We start from the raw sequence: 17,683 nt of genomic DNA on the forward strand, positions 1-17,683 counted from the left end.
TATTGTTTGCCGCTCCCGGCGGCAGATATACCTCTACATGGGAGCAAATTTGCCGATGATTTCGACAATATCGCCGTCTTCTATTACAGCCGCATTGGCTTCATCGGTATCAATGTGCATTTCAGTATTAAATTTATCGCTTACCCGAACCAGAACTTTGGTAAATATCAAATCCCTTTCACCATCAATGAGGACCTGTACCCTGTCTCCGTTTCTAAGGTTCAGTCGTTCGGCATCAGAGGTATGCATATGAATGTGAGTGGCTGCCAGTATAAGTCCCTCTTTTAAATTGACGGCCCCCTTTGGTCCAACCAAAACGATACCCGGTGTTCCCTCCAGGTCACCGGAATCACGCACAGGTGGATCTACTCCCAGATGGTAACCATCGGTACCGGATATTTCTACCTGGGTTTTGTCTCTTAAAGGCCCAAGCACTCTTACGCCTTCGATAACTCCTTTTGGCCCCACAACGGTGAGGGTTTCTTTGGCGGCAAATTGGCCTGGTTGATTTAAGTCTTTGTATTTATGGAGGGTATAACCGGGACCGAATAATGCATAAAGGTCGGCAGGGCACAAATGAATGTGCCGGCCTGAAATTCTTACCGTTACCTGATTAGTAGCTTTGGTTAAGGGCTTAAATGCCAGGTGTTCCGGCATTTCTAGCGGCTTTTGATATTCATGATATTCAGTGATATTTGGATTGTTGTGCTCAAGCATTTGAATGCCTCCTGGTTAAAGTAATAGATTTGTGGTAGTCGGATATATTTTCAGTCATATTTTAACCGGAAAGAGCATATAGTTATTATTTTGTTTATTTGGTAGCAGATTATAAAGTTAGGTAATAATATATTGACCAAAAAGAAGCTATTCGTTATACTTAAAGAACATAAAAAATTCCATTTTTCACAAACTATTTTTTACGAGGGGATGACGTAAATGAACGATTATAAAATCGCTACAGCAGGAGGTACATCAGGCAACAAAATTGTTGTTACAGTCCTTGGACAGGACAGGGTAGGTATTATTGCGGCCATTTCCACTATTTTGGCGGAAAATAACGCCAATATTTTGGACATCAGCCAGACTATATTAAAGGATATTTTTACTATGGTAATGGTGGTAGATATCAGCAATTGCTTTATAGATTTTGACCTGCTCAGGGAAAAGCTGGAAGATAAGGGGCGGGAACTGGGCTTGCAGATTAAGGCTCAGCACGAAGATATCTTTAAGTTTATGCATAGGATTTAGGAAAGGGGAACAGTTGATGTTAACCATACAGGAGATAATGGAAACAATCCGGATGGTCCAGAATGAAAATCTGGATATCAGGACTATTACCATGGGTATCAGCCTACGTGACTGCGCTCATGCCGACCCCCGCAAGGCGCAGCAAAAAATCTATGATAAAATAACCAGGTTGGCGGCTAATCTGGTGGAGGCAGGAGAAGAAATTGAAAAGGAATACGGTATTCCTATAGTGAACAAGCGGATTTCTGTAACGCCTATTTCTTTGGTTGCCGAAGTTTCCGAGACAGATGATTATGTAGGTTTTGCCGAGTGCCTCGAACGGGCAGCCAGGGAAGTGGGGGTTAATTTTATCGGTGGTTTTTCTGCATTGGTACATAAAGGATTCACTAAGGGTGATGAAAACCTACTTAACGCCATACCTGTAGCTTTGAGTACCACGGAGCGAGTTTGCTCTTCCGTTAATGTGGCCACCACCAAAGCGGGAATCAACATGGATGCCGTATATCGCATGGGCGGCATTATCAAGGAAACAGCAGAGAGAACAGCCGATAAAGGTGGTTTGGGCTGTGCCAAGTTAGTAGTATTTGCCAACGTTCCTGAAGATAATCCCTTTATGGCGGGAGCTTTTCATGGTGTGGGTGAGCCTGAATGTGTGATCAACGTGGGAGTCAGCGGTCCCGGAGTAGTAAAAAATGCTGTGGAAAAGGCTAATGGGGCCAGCTTTGGTGAATTAGCCGAAATTATTAAACGTACGGCTTTTAAAGTTACCCGCATGGGTGAACTGGTAGGCAGGGCAGCTTCCCAAAAGCTGGGCGTGCCTTTTGGTATTGTTGATTTATCCCTGGCGCCGACACCGGCAATTGGGGACAGTGTGGCTGAAATATTGGAAGCTATGGGCCTGGAAAGGTGCGGCGCTCATGGCACTACGGCAGCTTTGGCGCTGCTTAACGATGCTGTAAAAAAAGGGGGAGCTATGGCGTCATCTTATGTAGGCGGCTTAAGCGGGGCCTTTATTCCCGTCAGTGAAGACGCCGGGATGATCCGGGCAGTGGAAGAAGGGGCCCTTACCCTGGAAAAGCTGGAAGCCATGACCTGTGTTTGCTCGGTGGGGCTGGACATGATTACCGTTCCGGGCGATACGCCTGCGGAAACAATAGCGGCCATCATTGCTGACGAGGTGGCTATAGGTGTAATAAACCAGAAAACCACTGCCGTAAGGATTATACCTGTTCCGGGCAAACAAGTGGGGGATAGGGTGGAGTTTGGCGGCTTGCTCGGTGCGGGGCCGATAATGCCCGTAAACAAATATAATTCCGCAGAGTTCGTGAAAAGAGGCGGGCGGATCCCTGCGCCTATCCACAGTCTTAAGAATTAGCAAGGGCAAACTAAAGGCCGTTGATAAAGTTCATTCTGAGAAATTCGGGGAGGTTAGATGTTTTCCGGAGCGGGGCTAAAATCGTCCCGTTTATTCTCCTTGTGTCGGGAGGGCATATTATTCTGGAGCGGGGACTAAAATCGTCCTCCGGCCCGCAATCCACGAAGTGGGAGCGGCTGCCGGAGGAGATTTCGTCCGTGAGCGGAAGAATAATATGTCCTCCCTTTTTTTGATTTCGCCCAGAGCGGAGGAATCATTTAACCTCCCCTTTGCCTTATCCTTATTATGTAACTTTGTCTTTAATCTGAAGTTTGCCCGCAGGGCAAACTAACCTTTTTACCCCCGAAGGCCATAGGCCGAGTGGGGTTAAAGTATCTGTATTACCAAAATCTCAAAAGCAACCTTTGACCCCTTCGGATTTAGATAGAACAGGGGATTAATGAACCTACAGAGATTTTATGCAGGACATGATATTTCCGGTGGCCTTTACGTTTCGGAAAAGGGGCGAATAAACGAAACAGTACGTCCGGCCTGTTTATTCTCGGCAGTAATTTGTTCATCGTTAGTGGTATTCTTTTGTATTAAAAAGACTGCTGATTTCTCAGCAGTCCTTAAAGAGACTGAAAAATGCTGGATTTACTGACCTAAATCCTTGTTAGTGTTAAAAGCAGATTTTCCAGTTGGTTGTAGTTCATTTGAAGTTTCAAAAGTACCGAATTGACCACTTTGTCCAACAAAGGCGTTACTTGTGTTTACAGGTCTGGTTGACCAATTTCCGTAAGTTCCTGCTCCGGCTCCGGTAGTACCATACTGACCAGATGTGAATTGAGCGCTGAGTTGTTGCATCTGTTGAACTGCTTGCTGGCACAGTTGAACACATTGCTGTAATTGCTGGGCTGCGGTTCTTTCCGCTTGAACCATTTGCTCCAGTTTTGATACATTCCATTGCTCGTTTTGGCTCAACTGTTGACAAATTTGAGCGATTTGATTAAGGTTTTGCTGTAATTGTTGATGAAATGGCAAGTTATGTCACCTCCTGAATTTTAATTTCCCGAACGAGTATAGGATTTGCTGGATTGATTCAGATTATTCTTCTGATAACAAATTCCGCAAAAAAAAATGAACAGTATTTCCCACAATATGCCTCTTCCTGGATGATTGAACTGGAAATTCAATCAACGAATACGGAGCAACCAGCGGCGTAATTTTCTAACTGTTCCATTAATTACACAAAACAAATTTATAAATATTAAAAGGGATTTATATTTACATGTCGAAAAGTATGGTATCTTTAGTAATAATGTATATTTACTTAGGCTATTGTACGATACCATGTAATACTAACATTCACAATATGTTCCAAAACAGAAGATATACGGGGGTATGTAGAATGGCTAAACCTAAAATTTTTATAGCTGACAGCCACGAAGTTGTACGGCTTGGAATCAGTTTCATTATCCAATGTTCCCATGAGTTTGAGGTAGTTGGACAAACAGGTTCCTGCTACGAAGTGCTGAGAAAAGCTGAAGAATTACAGCCTGATGTTATTATAATGGAAGCCAGGATGACTGACGGCAACAGTATTGAATGCTGCCGGAAAATAAAAGAGTCGGTACCGAAAATTAAAGTCATTATGCTGGTTACCGGTAATGATGATGAAGCGATTTTTTCCTGTATTTCCGCCGGTGTAGACGGGTTGCTGCTAAAACAGTTCAACAGTGAAGAACTGATTAGGTCAATTCATATGGTTTTGGAAGGAAAGGCGTTGCTGGATCCTTCCATTACCAACAAGGTTTTGGACAGGGTGAAAAACGGCCAGCCAAAACCTCAGCCCAAGGATGTTGCCCTACTTAATCCGCAGGAAAGAAGGATCCTGGGCTTGATTGCGGAAGGTAAGACCAACAAGGAGATTGCCCAGATTCTGACATTAAGTAATAATACAATCAAAAACTATGTCAGCGGCATTTTAAGCAAACTTAATTTCAGCAACCGGGCAGAAGCGGCAGCTTATGCCGTACGTAACAACCTCATGGCATATTCAAAAGCGGTAAATGACCGCCGCGGGAACTAATCCCGCGGCTTTTTTTCGGCTTTTTTACCCGGCATGTACTTTTGTACATGCTCCTTTTACTGTTGTCAGAATATTGGTTCAGTACATTTCGACAGGGGTAGATAGTAAGGAAGGACCGAGAAAAAGCAGGACTTATGGCACGTGTTTGAACAAGTTTCCTGTGATAACATTGTCATTGACCGGGATAACCGGGGCAATGAGCGCGCGAGTTCCAAGGGTCCTACATATGGGTATGATCCAAATCCATTAATCAAAGCCTTATCACAGTAATTTACGCTGTATCACATTAAAGGATACCCAAGGCCTAGGGGGAACTGCAGATGCAAATTAATATAAAAAAATTAGTGCCGGAGGGGAAGGCTGTTGCTAAGTATGTTCTGATTTTAACAGGGGTACTGTTGTTTCTGTTTGTCGGAATGTATGGAGCTACCGCATTGACTTCTACTCCGGATTTTTGTAAGACCTGCCATATTATGAAACCGGAATATGTGACCTGGCAGGCATCTTCCCACAGCCAGATCAGTTGTGTAAAGTGTCACGTTGATTCCGGGCTGGTAAATGAAATGAAGCACAAAGTTGTGGCTACTAAAGAACTATACATGTATCTTACAAAGACCTACGAATTACCGATAATCATGACCGAGGAATTACCTGATTCCAGGTGTTTGCAGTGCCATTCACTGAAACGGAAAATTACTCCTACAGGGGATTTATATATACCGCACGATAAACATGCCAAACAGGGAGTTCCATGTATTAAATGTCACCAGGGCGTGGCTCACGGCAAGATAGCCACCCGGGGTGAAACTATGGGAGGCGATTTCTCCAACTGGGATTTGAAAAAGGGCCGGGAACTGATGAGCCAGGAATACACTCAGCCGAAGATGGAACTGTGTATGGACTGCCACCAGCGCAGAAATGTGACAATTGCCTGTGAGGCATGCCATACGGGCAATATCATGCCAGATTCCCACCGGCGTAAAGATTTCAAAGTAAACCACGGCCAGTTGGCCCGAAAATCGATAGATTATTGTGCTACCTGCCATGATTTCATTACGGCTAATGGCGGTAAGTCTCTGGAACTGGAAAACAAAGAGCAGGACATTGTTTCCCAGTACCTGGACCGGCTGATTGGCGCTGAAAAGAAAACCACTGCCGCCAGTTATGCAGCCAATAACTCTTATTGTTCCGACTGCCACAGGAAAAGGCCGCCCAGCCATAACGATAACTGGGCCTTTGACCACGGTACAGCGGCTAATAAAGGGCCGAATACCGAGAAATGTATGGTTTGCCACAGTCCACGTACCGATGTGCCGGGAACAACCAGTAAAGGGGCTTGTTCCTCCTGCCACCCCAGTATCCATAAATATGACTGGCGCAAAAGCCATCCGATACCCGTACCGCCCAGGTACGGCAGATTGGAGAAAAAATGCTTGCAATGTCATGTGCAAGACCTTTGTGGAAGCTGTCACCGTACTTCCTAGATTCCAGCTCAGATTGTCCTGGAACCAAATTAATCAATTAAGGGGGATAACAAATGAGTTCTGTTGCACCAGCTCAGGGATTTCAGCAACCGTCGGAAAAAACTTTTACCCTGTTCCAAGCCATAGCTATTGTATTGCTCGCTGCAACTGTATTTATTGCTGCAGGTTTCCTGATTGGTAAGAACTTTTTCTGGAATAACCTTGACCAGGACCGTATCAATCAGCAGTTGGCTTACTTTGAAGCCAAGGTCGAGGCTGAGCCTAGGGTTCCTGAAAATCGTGTCAATCTGGGATATACCTACTACCTGAAAAAAGATTATGATATGGCTTTAAAGCAGTTTCAAATTGCTGTAAATCTTGACCCCAAGTATGCTGATGCTTATTACAACATGGGTTTGGTTTATAAGGACATGAAGCGTTATGACGATGCCCTTGAGGCTTTGGCTAAGTCCACCAAGCTGGCTCCTCTTGATTACAAGAACTTCATGATGATGGGCATTGTTTATACCGATATGGGCAAATATGATGAGGCTTTCAAGGCTTTAAACAAGGCTAATCAGAACCGTCCCGGTTCAGCCGACGTGCTCTATTATATCGGTGTAGCCGCAGAAAAGAGCGGTGATAAAGAGGGCGCCGCTTCCATGTACAAAGAGGCGCTGAATTACGACCCTAATTTCAAAGATGCTCAGGAAGCTTTGAACCGCTTGAAGTAGTGTTTCTCTCATTTTTCACAAATAAAAAAGAGAGGTGAAGACTGGTCTACAAGGGTAGGCCAGAACAATAAATGACTACGATTGCCGAGAGAAGACCGATCCAAATTAAACGTAAATACGTTTATTGGTTGATTCAGTTGATGTTTATGATTGCCGTAATTGGTTTCGGTTATTCTTATCTGATGAATAAGTCGCCTTTTGAAATAGTACCCAAAGTGACCCAAAATCTAACCGGGCAACCGACTTTTCTAAAGGTTATCTACGGTAAATTCGGCGGTGGGGAATTTGAAAAGCCGATGGCAGTAACCGTTATGGATAACAAGATTTATATCAGTGATACCAATAACCACCGTGTACAGATTTTTGACTATGAAGGGAACCCCTTAAAAATATTCGGCGGATACGGCTCTGAACCCGGGAAATTCCAGTTTCCTTACGGGTTAGCCGGTAAAGACGGAAAGCTCTATGTAGCAGACCTTTATACAGGTGCAATTTCTGTAGTTGATGCTGATGGCAAATTTCTGAATTACTTTGCCGAGAAAAAACCTTCGGAAAATATAATCGCCGCCCCGGCAGGGTTGTTTATCGATGACAACAAGCTCTATGTAACAGATGTGAAAAAACATGCCGTACTGGTCTTTGACTTGCAGGGCAAACTCCTAAAGACTATCGGTAAGCCCGGCAGGGAACCCGGACAGTTCCTGGCTCCCAATGCCGTTACTGTCGATAGGGATGGCAATATCTATGTAGTTGATACGGGTAACCAGCGAGTGCAGGTCTTTGATAAAAACGGCAAATTTATGAAGATTATCAACGGTTCCAAAGATGGTAAAGGCGACTCTGTTTTCGTTAACCCGCGAGGTATTGGTATAGACAGAAAAGGCAATATTCTGGTAGTCAGCAACCTGACTCACTTTATCTATGGTTTTGACAAAGACGGTAAAAAGATATTCTCCTTTGGCGGCCAGGGGGAGGATAATGAACAATTTACCCTACCAAACGGCCTCTATGTTGACGACCAGGGCCGCGTGTATATTACCGATACCGCTAATGCCCGTGTAACAGTATACCAGTCTTAAGGTTTATATATCTGTCCTAATCAATTTCAGCTTCTTCCTCCTGCTGATAATTTATACCGGGGTTTTCCGGGATTTAGGGGAAACCCCTCTTTAATCACTTACGCTGTTATGTGGCTTTGCCACTGACAGACTTGCCTAGCCTGTCAGAGAAAGGGGGTGAAAGGTGGCATGACAAAGGTCAAGTCCTCAGAATTATCTTTAAGTACTAAAGGAGGAAACACAAAAGTGAAAAAATTTGGTTTAGCTTTGGCATTATCTGCGGCCCTTCTTTTTACAGTGGGTTTAGCTGCAGCTATGGCTGCTCCTGGTAACTACCCACCAGATTCCACGTCTGACAAGTTTACCGCCCAATTAAATGAGACTAGTGGTACTAAGTTCACTAATTCGTGGGATCTCTCCAACGGCCTGGTTAACGCCAACAAAACCGGTGAAGGCGCTACCGGTACTACTGAAAGCTTTGCAACTGTAATTAAGAACAAAAACGGTCAAAGAACTCACGGCGAATATGCCAACGATACCAACTCCTGTGCTTCCTGTCACCAGACACACACCGCTTCCGGCCGGCAATTACTGTTCAGGAACGGTATCTACAACACCTGTACTGCATGCCATGACGGTACTTTAGGTTTCTACAACGTATTTGCTGATGGCGCTATGGCTTCTAATGCCGGTACCTTCGGCGGTGATCCTGCTAACGGTGCTTCCGTCCACCTGGCTACCGGCGCTATGAAGGTAAGTGCAGCTCCCGGTGGTAACAGAACCAGCACTGATCCGAACACCTGGGGCAAGGACTTCACTTGCGCTAGCTGCCACAGCCCACACGGTTCCTACAGTGATAGGCTGCTTCACTACAACCCGAATGGTCTCGGTACCCGTACTCCTGACCAGGGTGGTACCAAGATAGTTAACGCTACTGTTGCTTTTGATTCAGCTACCGGCAAATATACTGCCAAAGATTCTGCCGGTAAGGCTATTGCCGGTCCATGGCTCTACGGTTACACTTATGGTAAGCCGAAAGTTTACTGGACCCAGATCCGTGTTAAGGATCCGGCAACCGGTCAATTTTCTTACAAGTATCCGGGCGACCCATCTAAGTCCTGGAACGATGTACTGGAAGTTAACTACCGTGGCGGTTTCTTCACCGACCCCAACGGTGTACTGAATGGTGTCAACCCTGCTGACATCCAAATGGACATAGCTCCTGCTACTGTTGTTAAGATGAATGAAGAACTGCTGCAAACTGTAGCCGGTATTCCTGTAGTTAAGGTAACCAGCTATCAGAAAGGCGTAAACGCTTACTGTGCTGCTTGCCATACCGACTACAACTCCAACAGCGCTCAGACTGAAACCGGTACCTTCTCCAAGGCATTCCGTCACAAAATCGTACAAGGCCTCAAGGCCGGTATGATTGGCGAGCCGGATGCTAACGGTACTCCTAACGCCAACATGGTATGTCTGTCCTGCCACTATGCACACGGTACAGACAACAGCATCATGAAGGATGCTCGTGATCAACAGGGTGTAAGTACTGACGTTAACGCATCTTCTGCTCTGAAGCGTTACTACAACATGGCTGTCTGCTACAAGTGCCATACTGACTCCAAGGCTGAACAACTGAAGAACAACGACTTCTACTGGAATACTGTTGACGCTGGTACTAACCCCGTTCACTAAAATTAAATAAATTGTGATTTGGTAAAGTTCATTAACCGGTAGCCACTAAAAAAGGGAGCCTTAACAGGCTCCCTTCAGATTTTAGACAAAGTCTAATTAGTACGATTGAAGAGAGCTTAAATGATTCCTCCACTCCAATATTTCCAATTCAGTTCATTAGAAGGGTGGGTGGGGTTTTTCGCTACCCAGGAGCTTTATGCTGCAAAACCACAGCCGTGAGTTGCTGTAACCGCTATGAAGGTAAACAACCGTTGCTCCAAGGTTACGGGCGGAGACAGTGTAAACTCCGTTTGGTTGAAATCACTGAACCCGGCCAAATCGCCGTCCATGGCGTTTGAGCCGGGTTTCCGGCGTCCGTTCCGGAAACAGTGATTTCAAGCCCTCACTGTCGTTAACACAGGCTTGCCGCCCTCCACCAAGTCGCAACTTATTGTTTCACCGGGGCGGCCTCTTTCTCACCCTTACCCAGGGAAGGGTAGGCAGGGTTCTCCGCCTACCGTTTGGGAGCGACTGCGCCCGCAAAACCGCTGCCGGGCAGGCAGAGGAGTTCCCGCATGTTTGAAGATGGCGAAGGCCGCCGGGAAGCCCGGCGCTCAACGCAGGTTGAGTGACCGGACGGGAGGCGGCCCGGCTTTTAAGAAATGCTATATGAGCCATCGAGTTCGGGAACGCTGCCTGAACGGCAAGGGTTTGCAGCACCAAGCTCCCAGGTAGCGGAGACACCCTCCTACCCTGCCGCCATTCTCCAGCACAAAGCTCCGGGGTAGCCGGGACACCCCACCCACCCTTCCAAAATGCTGCTTCACCTACCCCTCCATAAAAAACCGGTGGATTAAATTAGAGCCTCCGGAACATATTTAAGCTCCACAAATTTATCCGAGATATCTTTGTCAACGGCCTGAAGGGAGCCTTAACAGGCCCCTTTTTTTTACCACAGGTTATTTTTTCAACCAACTCTTGCATAGTGATTTACGCCTGTCAAATAATAAGAAAAAAGGAATTTGGGGATGATTGCTATTAGCGGTCATGAAGCCATAGAATTTGCCGGATTGGCCGGAGAACTGCTGCTGAGAAACGGTGCGGAAACTTCCCGCGTGGAGGATACCATTAACCGCATTTGTAACCGGGCCGGTTTTCATAATACAGAAGTAATTGTTTTTCCTACAGGAATCATCATAAACGGAGAACTTGACGGCGTCAGGTTAACAAGAGCTAAACGTATTTACGCCAGAGATATTAACCTGCACGTGGTCTCAATAATTAACGATATTTCCAGAAAATATGCTGCCGGGAGAATATCTCTGAAAGAAGGCTTAAAAACAGTTCGTGATTTGGAACAGCCGACACCTTCACGTATGTCTTTTTTGGGCGTGTTATTTGCCGGAGCGCTGGCTTCCGGGGCTGCTACCATTCTGTTAGGAGGATGCGGGGCCGATTTTCTGCCGGCTCTGATGGCAGCGGCCTTGGTCAGGGTGATTATCGGTATCACGGCTTTTAACCTGGCCTATGTTTTACAGATTTATGTAGGCGGTTTGGTTGCCGGTTTATTGGGAGGTTTTTTTGTTGACCTGGGTTTTGGTCAGCACATGGGAAGAATTGTGGTTGGTGCACTGCTTCCGCTGGTTCCCGGGGTTGCCCTAACTAACGCGGTAAGGGATTTTATTACGGGCGACCTCTTATCGGGTATTTTAAGAATGGTTGAAGCCATCCTTGTTTCGGCAGCTCTGGCGGGAGGTGTGGGTTTAGCTCTTGCCCTTTATTTTGACCATCTTAGAAAGGTATTGTTTTAGGAGCGGATGGCTGTTGGCAACAAAAATGGTTCTGGCTTTAATTACGGTTTTATTTACCGGGGTAACTTTGCGAATACCCCCATCAGCCTTATTTACAGCAGGAATTACGGGTATGCTCGGCTGGACTGCTAACAAGGTGGCAGTCGGTAGCGGCATGCCGGAGCTGGTCGCTGTGGTCATCGGCGCCCTCGTTGTAGGGACTTTGGGGGAATTTTTTGCCCGGGTTCAGAAACAACCTGTTACGGTCTATGTGGTATCAGGCATTATTCCGCTGGTTCCCGGACTGGTGGCTTACAATTCCATGTTGGCCTTTTTGGAAAACAGGTTTATTGACGGGTTAAAGTTATTTTTTCAGGCTTTTCTCATTGCTTCTTACCTGGCAACGGGGTTAGCTTTGCCTCCTTTAGTGGTGCGCAACTTAAAAATTATCTTGCGCCGGGGTAGGGAGGATGTTAAGTGAGACTTATCAGTATATGTGAACCCATATTTTTTTGTCGGAGTCCGTAAAGAGGTCCGGCTATTTTTTTCCCTTGTGAAATAAATTAGTAAAGACTATTCCTTTGGGGTAAATTATAATTTAAACGGGGGAAAGTAGATGGAAACTAAAAAACCTCCTGAAGATATGAATTATCTGAATAAGAAAATTGAAGAGCTGGGACTGGCCATGGAAAAAATGAAGCTGGCCGAGTATGTGGAGTTATTAAATAAGCCGACGCGCCTGTTTTTTATTAATTTCTTTGCCGGGATAGCCCGGGGGCTGGGTATGGCAATAGGTTTCACCCTGTTAGGCGCTATATTGATCTATACTTTGCAAAGATTACAGGTGCTTAATCTTCCGGTTATCGGGGACTTCATTGCCGACATTGTAAGGATTGTGCAGGCTCAGCTAAAAATGCAGTAAAGGGTGGGATACAATGACAAGAGACGTAATTGAAGCGATATTGGAACGCCGCAGTATAAGGCGATTTAAAGATGCGGAAGTTCCGGCCGCTACTGTTGGCCGGTTGCTGGACGCAGCCCGGTGGGCTCCCAGCGCCGGTAATATACAGCCGTGGAAAATTGCTGTTGTTTATAGTAAAGATAAGAAGCAAGAGCTTGCTGCGGCTGCCTTCGGCCAGCAATTTGTGGCTCAGGCGCCGGTTGTATTTGTGGTCTGCGCTTTGCCGGAAAAATCGGCTGCCCGTTACGGGGACCGGGGAAGAAATCTTTACGCCATTCAGGATACTGCTGCCATGGTGCAAAATATTATGCTGGCCGCTGCGGGTTACGGATTGGGCACCTGCTGGGTCGGAGCCTTCGATGAAAAAGCCGTGTCGGAAACCCTGGGACTGGCCTTTGATCATAGGCCTGTAGCCATCATTCCTATTGGTTATCCCGGCGGCGAAGTAAAAGCCCCGGCCAGGAGTTCAGTAGATGACATAGTAGTTCTATATGAATAATTAGTTAATGAGGGGGATTTGACTTGGACCGGCAATCACTACAGTATTTTGAACAAAGGTTACAGCAGGAAAAACAAGATTTGTTGACAAGAATAGACCGTATGGAATCAACCTTGGATACTTCTCTGGGGGATTCTCTAAGTGAACTTTCTGCTTATGATAACCACCCGGCCGATATAGGCGATGAACTTTTCGAGAGGAGCAAAGATATAGCGTTAAGGGAGGCGACCCGCATCCAGTTGGATCAAGTTGAGGACGCCCTGGAGAGGATCAGGGAAGGTACCTATGGCAGGTGTGAAAGATGCGGTAAGGAAATACCGAGGGAGCGCCTCGAGGCTATGCCTACTACTACTTACTGTATTGAGTGTAAGGAGAAGGATGAGGAATTGCCGGACCGGCATATCAGGCCCATTGAGGAGGATGTGATAGCTCCGCCTTTTGGTATGCGGACCCACGATGATTCTCAGTTTGAACTGGGCGGTGCGGAAGACGAGATAGAATTTGACGGAGAAGATGCATGGCAGCAGGTGGCTCGTTGGGGAACTTCCGAAACCCCCCAGGATATCAGTGTCCATGGGATAACCGATTACGACCACATGTATATTGATGCCGACGAAAATGTAGGCACTGTGCAGGATGTGGAATCAATTCCCTATGAAAAGCATAAAGACGGGATGTTTTACCAGGACTTCGACGGGCAGGATGATGAATTGTTCGATGATAATGTAAGCCTTTACGGAGACGATGTGCGGGCAGATAATGATAAAAAATAATACACCCTTTTTAATTTCCCTGGTTTCTCAAAGGAAAATTTTATGCTATACTGAGTTTGGCATGGGCCGATTAAGCGAGCCAAAAGGGGAATTCAGATGTATTTTTGGTTAATTGCCATAATTGTCTTTACCGTTGACAGGCTTACAAAAATATCGGTGCAGAGATATATGGAGCCTGGCCAGTCTATCCCTCTTGTACGCCCTATTTTTCATCTTACTTATGTACACAATTACGGAGCTGCTTTTGGGATGCTGGCGCACAAAACTACCTTTTTTATAGTGGTGACCGTAGTAGTATTGTCGGTAGTGGCTTTTTTTTACAGGCGAATTCCAAAGGAAAAGAAGCTGTTGCTAATTGCTTTAGCCCTGCAGTTTGGCGGAGCCATCGGTAATTTAACGGATAGATTAATTTACGGCTATGTAATAGACTTTTTGGATTTTCGGGTATGGCCGGTTTTTAACATTGCTGATTTCGCCATTGTAATTGGGGTTGGATTGCTGTTCTGGGAGTTTTGGCGTTCCGACAAGCAAGATCAGCCTGGTATCGCTTCGGGAGGTGAGTAGGGTGGGAGACCGGGAAACTCTCGAATACGATAAGGCTGAAGATGAAGAAGCAGTGGAAGAAATAGTTGAGGAAATCATTTCGTCTGAGAATGCGGGCACAAGGATAGACGTATATCTAGCCGGCATATTTGACCATTTATCCCGCAGTTACATACAGAAGCTGATTGGGGACGGATATATAACCGTTAACGGTACCCGCGTAAAAGCTAATTATAAACTGAAGGCAGGAGAACTTGTCCGGGTGGAAATACCTTATACCGAAGAACTGGAAGTATCGGCGGAACCCATCCCTCTGGAAATCTTGTATGAAGACCGAGATGTGATTGTAATCAATAAACCCCAGGGAATGGTAGTACACCCTGCGCCGGGTAATTATTCGGGAACTCTGGTCAATGCCCTGTTGTGGCACTGTAAAGATTTATCGGGTATAAACGGGGTGATGAGACCGGGAATAGTTCACCGCCTGGACAAGGATACCTCCGGTGTTATTATGGCGGCAAAAAATGACGAGACACATGCAAGCCTGGCCAAGCAAATCAAAGACCGCACCGTAACGCGAAGGTATCTAGCCCTGATTCATGGGGTTATCCCGGAGCCGGCGGGCATCATTGAAGCACCAATTGGGAGGGATCCGAAGGACCGAAAAAAAATGGCCGTAACAACCAAAAATTCTAAACCGGCCGTAACTCATTATAAAGTTTTAGAAAGATTCAACAAATATACATTTATAGAATGTAAACTGGAGACCGGGCGCACCCACCAAATCAGGGTACATATGGCTTACCTCAAATATCCGGTAGTGGGTGACCCTGTTTACGGGCCGGCCAAAAACGAGTTCGGCCAGACGGGTCAACTGCTACATGCGCACATTTTAGGTTTTCACCATCCTCGCACGGGTGAATACCTGGAATTTAAGGCTCCTTTGCCGGAATACTTCAACAATATCCTTAGTAAATTGCGGGGTTAATGTGCACCGGAAAATAACGGTTTCTCGAAAAATGGAAAATTTAGTCTGGACAACTTGGGTTTATGGCTATTATAATATATTTGGAAAATAAATATTGGGTCCCGAAACGGCAAACCAGGTGAAAATCTGGGACGCAAAGCCACGGGTCTACGAATTGGTGACTAGTGACCAGTGACCGGTAAATAAAAAATAAACCGGTTACTGGCTGTGGATCACTGGTCGCTGATTTACGACAGCCGGGTTACCGAAGGTGTTCTCGCACAATGTGTTTAACCTGTCCTTGGTAACTGGATAGGTTTTTTTATTGAGAACCTTGCCCGTTTTGCCCCAAATAGCCCTCATCCAACTCAAGTCACCGGCAAATGAATTTGGTTTAATCCCCCCACCAGGATTACCCGGACTAAAACTTATAGTCCTGAACCAAATCGCAGGAAAATCCTGCACCGGTGATTTGGGTCTTTTTTTAGTTTTCGACCTGTGCCTCCGGGGCGGGAGGCACTACCAATTCGCTGTAAAATATACTATAATATCATTAGAGGATTTAACAAAGGAAGCTCCTTAAAAAAGGAAGCAGTCTTCCTTTAAAGGTGTGAAAAATATGGTAAGTTATGCTATTACCGTTTACGATTTTGTATTGGTATTATGGACGATAGTGCTGTCGGTTTTTCTGATGTTTGGAGCCGGTATTTATTATACAAGGTACCTTCGTTATAAGCAGAGATATAAAAATATTCGTTCCGCTGATATTTATCAGATAGACCATTTGGCAGAGGAACAGTTTGTCCTCCTTTTAATTAGAATGTTTGAATGGCAGGGGTTCCTGGTGAAAAAAATAGGCGGAGAATCAGCCGGCCAGGGGGGGATAGACCTTATTCTCCATAAAGGCACGAAGAAGATAGCCGTAGTGATAAAACATACTTTGCCCCGTTACAGAGTCGGCAGCAGGGCGGTCCTGACGGCAGGCAACGGCAGTGATGTGTATGGCTGCACAGAAGGAATGGTTATTACAAACGGCTTTTTTACTCCCAAAGCTCAGGAGGCGGCGCAACAATTGGAAGTATTGCTGTTCGACAGGGGTGATTTGCTTGGACTGCTCTCGTATTTTCGTGCTAACAAGTCTAAGATGCCCGGCCGGAGTAGCAAGGTCCAGATGCAGCAGGTGGGAAAGGAGCGAGTGGCATAAAAAAGCTAGGGTATCACCCTAGCTTTTCCTATCCTCGTTATCTTCTGGCAGGCGGGAAATAACCCATTTCTTCCCATCTTTCAACAGCAGCTATAGCTTCCGTGGGCGCATAGCCCATACCTGCCAGGTAAGCTGCGGCGGCAACTTCTCTCAAAACATGGCGTATGGGAACGCGAGCCTTAAGCTCTTTCATACCGTGCTGAACTATCGGGTCGGTACAGGCAATTATTTGACTCGGATTTTCTCCCATGGGGCTGTATGGATAACTATAACCTGGGTAGAAACCCGGGTGGTAAGGGTGAAAATACATTTGCTTCTCCTCCTCCATATAATAATTTTCTATACATTAATATGACCGGCGATAAATAAAGGTGCAAAAATGCTGGTGCAGTTTTCCTTGACATTCTCCGGCCGATTTGGTAAACTAACAGAAGAATAAAAAGTCCCTTTAAATTAGTCCGAGAGGCTAGTAAGGAGTATACAGTTTTTTGTTAATTGGGGAAACTATGCCTGCTTGCCGCTTGGTACGCAGGTATTTTTATATATCCGCCTGGCCACAGGCATAATTAAAGGGGTTCAAAAATATTAAAAGCGGAAGGTGTTGTAAAATGAAACTTCAGGAAAAGACCCAGATTCTCGATGCGGAAGCCATGCGTAGGGCCTTAACCCGTATTGCGCACGAAATCATTGAAAGGAATAAAGGAATTGACGATGTGGTTCTGGTAGGCATCAGGCGCCGGGGTGTGCCAATGGCCCAGAGACTGCAGCAAAAAATTAAGGAAATTGAAAATAAAGAGATTCCCATTGGGACTTTGGATATTACCCTTTATCGCGATGACTTGACAACAATTAATAATCAGCCGGTTTTGCAAAAAACAAACATACCTTTTGATATTGAAGGGAAGACCGTTATCCTTATTGATGATGTTTTATATACAGGCCGGACCATCCGTGCCGCTATGGATGCTTTGATGGATTTGGGCCGGCCCAGGTCTATTCAGTTGGCTGTTTTAATAGACAGGGGCCACAGGGAATTACCTATCAGGGCGGATTACGTAGGCAAAAACGTCCCTACTTCCAAGAAGGAAATTATCGAGTGTAAGCTCCAGGAAATAGACGGCGAAGAACGGGTTATCATTGTAGAAGGTGAAGCGTAACCCTTTAACTTGGTCCGGTGAGGCCAATAAGGGTGGTGAGATGGCAGCACCTCCTTATTGGCTTGCGCTGATAAGGAGGTTTTCTATTACGACCGGGCGGTCAGTGGGCAAGTGGCCCGTTGGATGATTCATGCCCTTGGTGCCACGGAGCGCCAAGCGCCGATGA

The 17,683-nt window shown here is 45.8% G+C and carries 21 protein-coding genes and 1 riboswitch; of the genes, 17 read left to right on the forward strand and 4 right to left on the reverse strand.

Features of this window, described 5'->3' with window-relative positions; genetic code table 11:
- Positions 1-33: 33 nt before the first annotated feature.
- Positions 34-717, reverse strand: coding sequence for a phosphate propanoyltransferase (pduL, locus tag ACSNJE_RS02190; protein WP_345786538.1), 684 nt, complete (start codon positions 715-717; stop codon positions 34-36).
- A 219-nt stretch (positions 718-936) separates the two neighbouring features.
- On the opposite strand from pduL, the gene ACSNJE_RS02195 reads away from it, so the two are divergent.
- Positions 937-1,248 carry an ACT domain-containing protein gene (locus ACSNJE_RS02195; RefSeq protein ID WP_495251889.1) on the forward strand — a complete coding sequence of 104 codons (312 nt, stop codon included), beginning with the start codon at positions 937-939 and terminating at the stop codon, positions 1,246-1,248.
- A 16-nt stretch (positions 1,249-1,264) separates the two neighbouring features.
- Complete coding sequence (locus ACSNJE_RS02200) at positions 1,265-2,623, forward strand: PFL family protein (RefSeq protein ID WP_474773218.1); 1,359 nt, start codon at positions 1,265-1,267, stop codon at positions 2,621-2,623.
- A 636-nt stretch (positions 2,624-3,259) separates the two neighbouring features.
- Here the strand turns inward: ACSNJE_RS02200 and ACSNJE_RS02205 are convergent.
- A complete protein-coding gene (locus ACSNJE_RS02205) occupies positions 3,260-3,646 on the reverse strand; it encodes a hypothetical protein (RefSeq protein WP_474773217.1) in 387 nt (128 codons plus the stop codon).
- Positions 3,647-4,013: 367 nt separating this feature from the next.
- Here ACSNJE_RS02205 and ACSNJE_RS02210 point away from each other — a divergent pair, with 367 nt between their 5' ends.
- The 5 genes from ACSNJE_RS02210 to ACSNJE_RS02230 all read left to right on the forward strand — a co-directional run bounded on the left by ACSNJE_RS02210 (position 4,014) and on the right by ACSNJE_RS02230 (position 9,644).
- Positions 4,014-4,694, forward strand: coding sequence for a response regulator (locus tag ACSNJE_RS02210; protein ID WP_495251890.1), 681 nt, complete (start codon positions 4,014-4,016; stop codon positions 4,692-4,694).
- Positions 4,695-5,014: 320 nt separating this feature from the next.
- A complete protein-coding gene (locus ACSNJE_RS02215; RefSeq protein WP_474773216.1) occupies positions 5,015-6,178 on the forward strand; it encodes a cytochrome c3 family protein in 1,164 nt (387 codons plus the stop codon).
- A gap of 53 nt (positions 6,179-6,231) precedes the next feature.
- Positions 6,232-6,891, forward strand: a complete 660-nt coding sequence (locus ACSNJE_RS02220; RefSeq protein ID WP_013120707.1) for a tetratricopeptide repeat protein — start codon at positions 6,232-6,234, stop codon at positions 6,889-6,891.
- Between the two features lie 71 nt (positions 6,892-6,962).
- Complete coding sequence (locus ACSNJE_RS02225; RefSeq protein ID WP_013120706.1) at positions 6,963-7,970, forward strand: 6-bladed beta-propeller; 1,008 nt, start codon at positions 6,963-6,965, stop codon at positions 7,968-7,970.
- A 225-nt stretch (positions 7,971-8,195) separates the two neighbouring features.
- The gene (locus tag ACSNJE_RS02230; RefSeq protein WP_474773215.1) at positions 8,196-9,644 is read left to right on the forward strand and encodes a cytochrome c3 family protein; all 1,449 of its coding nucleotides are present in this window, start codon (positions 8,196-8,198) and stop codon (positions 9,642-9,644) included.
- A 300-nt stretch (positions 9,645-9,944) separates the two neighbouring features.
- On the opposite strand, the gene ACSNJE_RS02235 is transcribed toward ACSNJE_RS02230, so the two are convergent.
- The gene (locus tag ACSNJE_RS02235) at positions 9,945-10,070 is read right to left on the reverse strand and encodes a hypothetical protein (protein ID WP_495251891.1); all 126 of its coding nucleotides are present in this window, start codon (positions 10,068-10,070) and stop codon (positions 9,945-9,947) included.
- 132 nt (positions 10,071-10,202) lie between these two features.
- Between ACSNJE_RS02235 and ACSNJE_RS02240 the strand changes: the two genes are divergently transcribed.
- The 9 genes from ACSNJE_RS02240 to ACSNJE_RS02280 all read left to right on the forward strand — a co-directional run bounded on the left by ACSNJE_RS02240 (position 10,203) and on the right by ACSNJE_RS02280 (position 16,360).
- A complete protein-coding gene (locus ACSNJE_RS02240; protein ID WP_160315502.1) occupies positions 10,203-10,358 on the forward strand; it encodes a hypothetical protein in 156 nt (51 codons plus the stop codon).
- 293 nt (positions 10,359-10,651) lie between these two features.
- The gene (locus tag ACSNJE_RS02245; protein WP_495251892.1) at positions 10,652-11,434 is read left to right on the forward strand and encodes a threonine/serine exporter family protein; all 783 of its coding nucleotides are present in this window, start codon (positions 10,652-10,654) and stop codon (positions 11,432-11,434) included.
- A 13-nt stretch (positions 11,435-11,447) separates the two neighbouring features.
- Positions 11,448-11,894 (forward strand): threonine/serine exporter family protein, encoded by a 447-nt coding sequence (locus tag ACSNJE_RS02250; protein ID WP_013120703.1) that lies wholly within the window; start codon positions 11,448-11,450, stop codon positions 11,892-11,894.
- Between the two features lie 135 nt (positions 11,895-12,029).
- Positions 12,030-12,335, forward strand: a complete 306-nt coding sequence (locus ACSNJE_RS02255) for a DUF5665 domain-containing protein (RefSeq protein WP_474773213.1) — start codon at positions 12,030-12,032, stop codon at positions 12,333-12,335.
- Positions 12,336-12,348: 13 nt separating this feature from the next.
- The gene (locus ACSNJE_RS02260; protein WP_495251893.1) at positions 12,349-12,873 is read left to right on the forward strand and encodes a nitroreductase family protein; all 525 of its coding nucleotides are present in this window, start codon (positions 12,349-12,351) and stop codon (positions 12,871-12,873) included.
- Between the two features lie 23 nt (positions 12,874-12,896).
- A complete protein-coding gene (locus ACSNJE_RS02265; RefSeq protein ID WP_495251894.1) occupies positions 12,897-13,646 on the forward strand; it encodes a TraR/DksA C4-type zinc finger protein in 750 nt (249 codons plus the stop codon).
- 96 nt (positions 13,647-13,742) lie between these two features.
- Positions 13,743-14,210 carry a signal peptidase II gene (lspA, locus tag ACSNJE_RS02270; RefSeq protein ID WP_495251895.1) on the forward strand — a complete coding sequence of 156 codons (468 nt, stop codon included), beginning with the start codon at positions 13,743-13,745 and terminating at the stop codon, positions 14,208-14,210.
- A 1-nt stretch (position 14,211) separates the two neighbouring features.
- A complete protein-coding gene (locus tag ACSNJE_RS02275) occupies positions 14,212-15,177 on the forward strand; it encodes an RluA family pseudouridine synthase (RefSeq protein ID WP_474659507.1) in 966 nt (321 codons plus the stop codon).
- A 98-nt stretch (positions 15,178-15,275) separates the two neighbouring features.
- Positions 15,276-15,426, forward strand: a riboswitch (cyclic di-GMP riboswitch).
- 349 nt (positions 15,427-15,775) lie between these two features.
- Positions 15,776-16,360, forward strand: a complete 585-nt coding sequence (locus ACSNJE_RS02280; protein WP_052217149.1) for a restriction endonuclease — start codon at positions 15,776-15,778, stop codon at positions 16,358-16,360.
- A 37-nt stretch (positions 16,361-16,397) separates the two neighbouring features.
- Here the strand turns inward: ACSNJE_RS02280 and ACSNJE_RS02285 are convergent, their stop codons facing one another.
- Positions 16,398-16,670, reverse strand: a complete 273-nt coding sequence (locus ACSNJE_RS02285; RefSeq protein WP_052217148.1) for a hypothetical protein — start codon at positions 16,668-16,670, stop codon at positions 16,398-16,400.
- Positions 16,671-16,968: 298 nt separating this feature from the next.
- On the opposite strand from ACSNJE_RS02285, the gene pyrR reads away from it, so the two are divergent.
- Positions 16,969-17,517 (forward strand): bifunctional pyr operon transcriptional regulator/uracil phosphoribosyltransferase PyrR, encoded by a 549-nt coding sequence (gene pyrR / locus ACSNJE_RS02290; protein WP_013120695.1) that lies wholly within the window; start codon positions 16,969-16,971, stop codon positions 17,515-17,517.
- Positions 17,518-17,683 lie beyond the last annotated feature (166 nt).

It is taken from the genome of Thermincola sp. GK-1 (assembly GCF_059412445.1).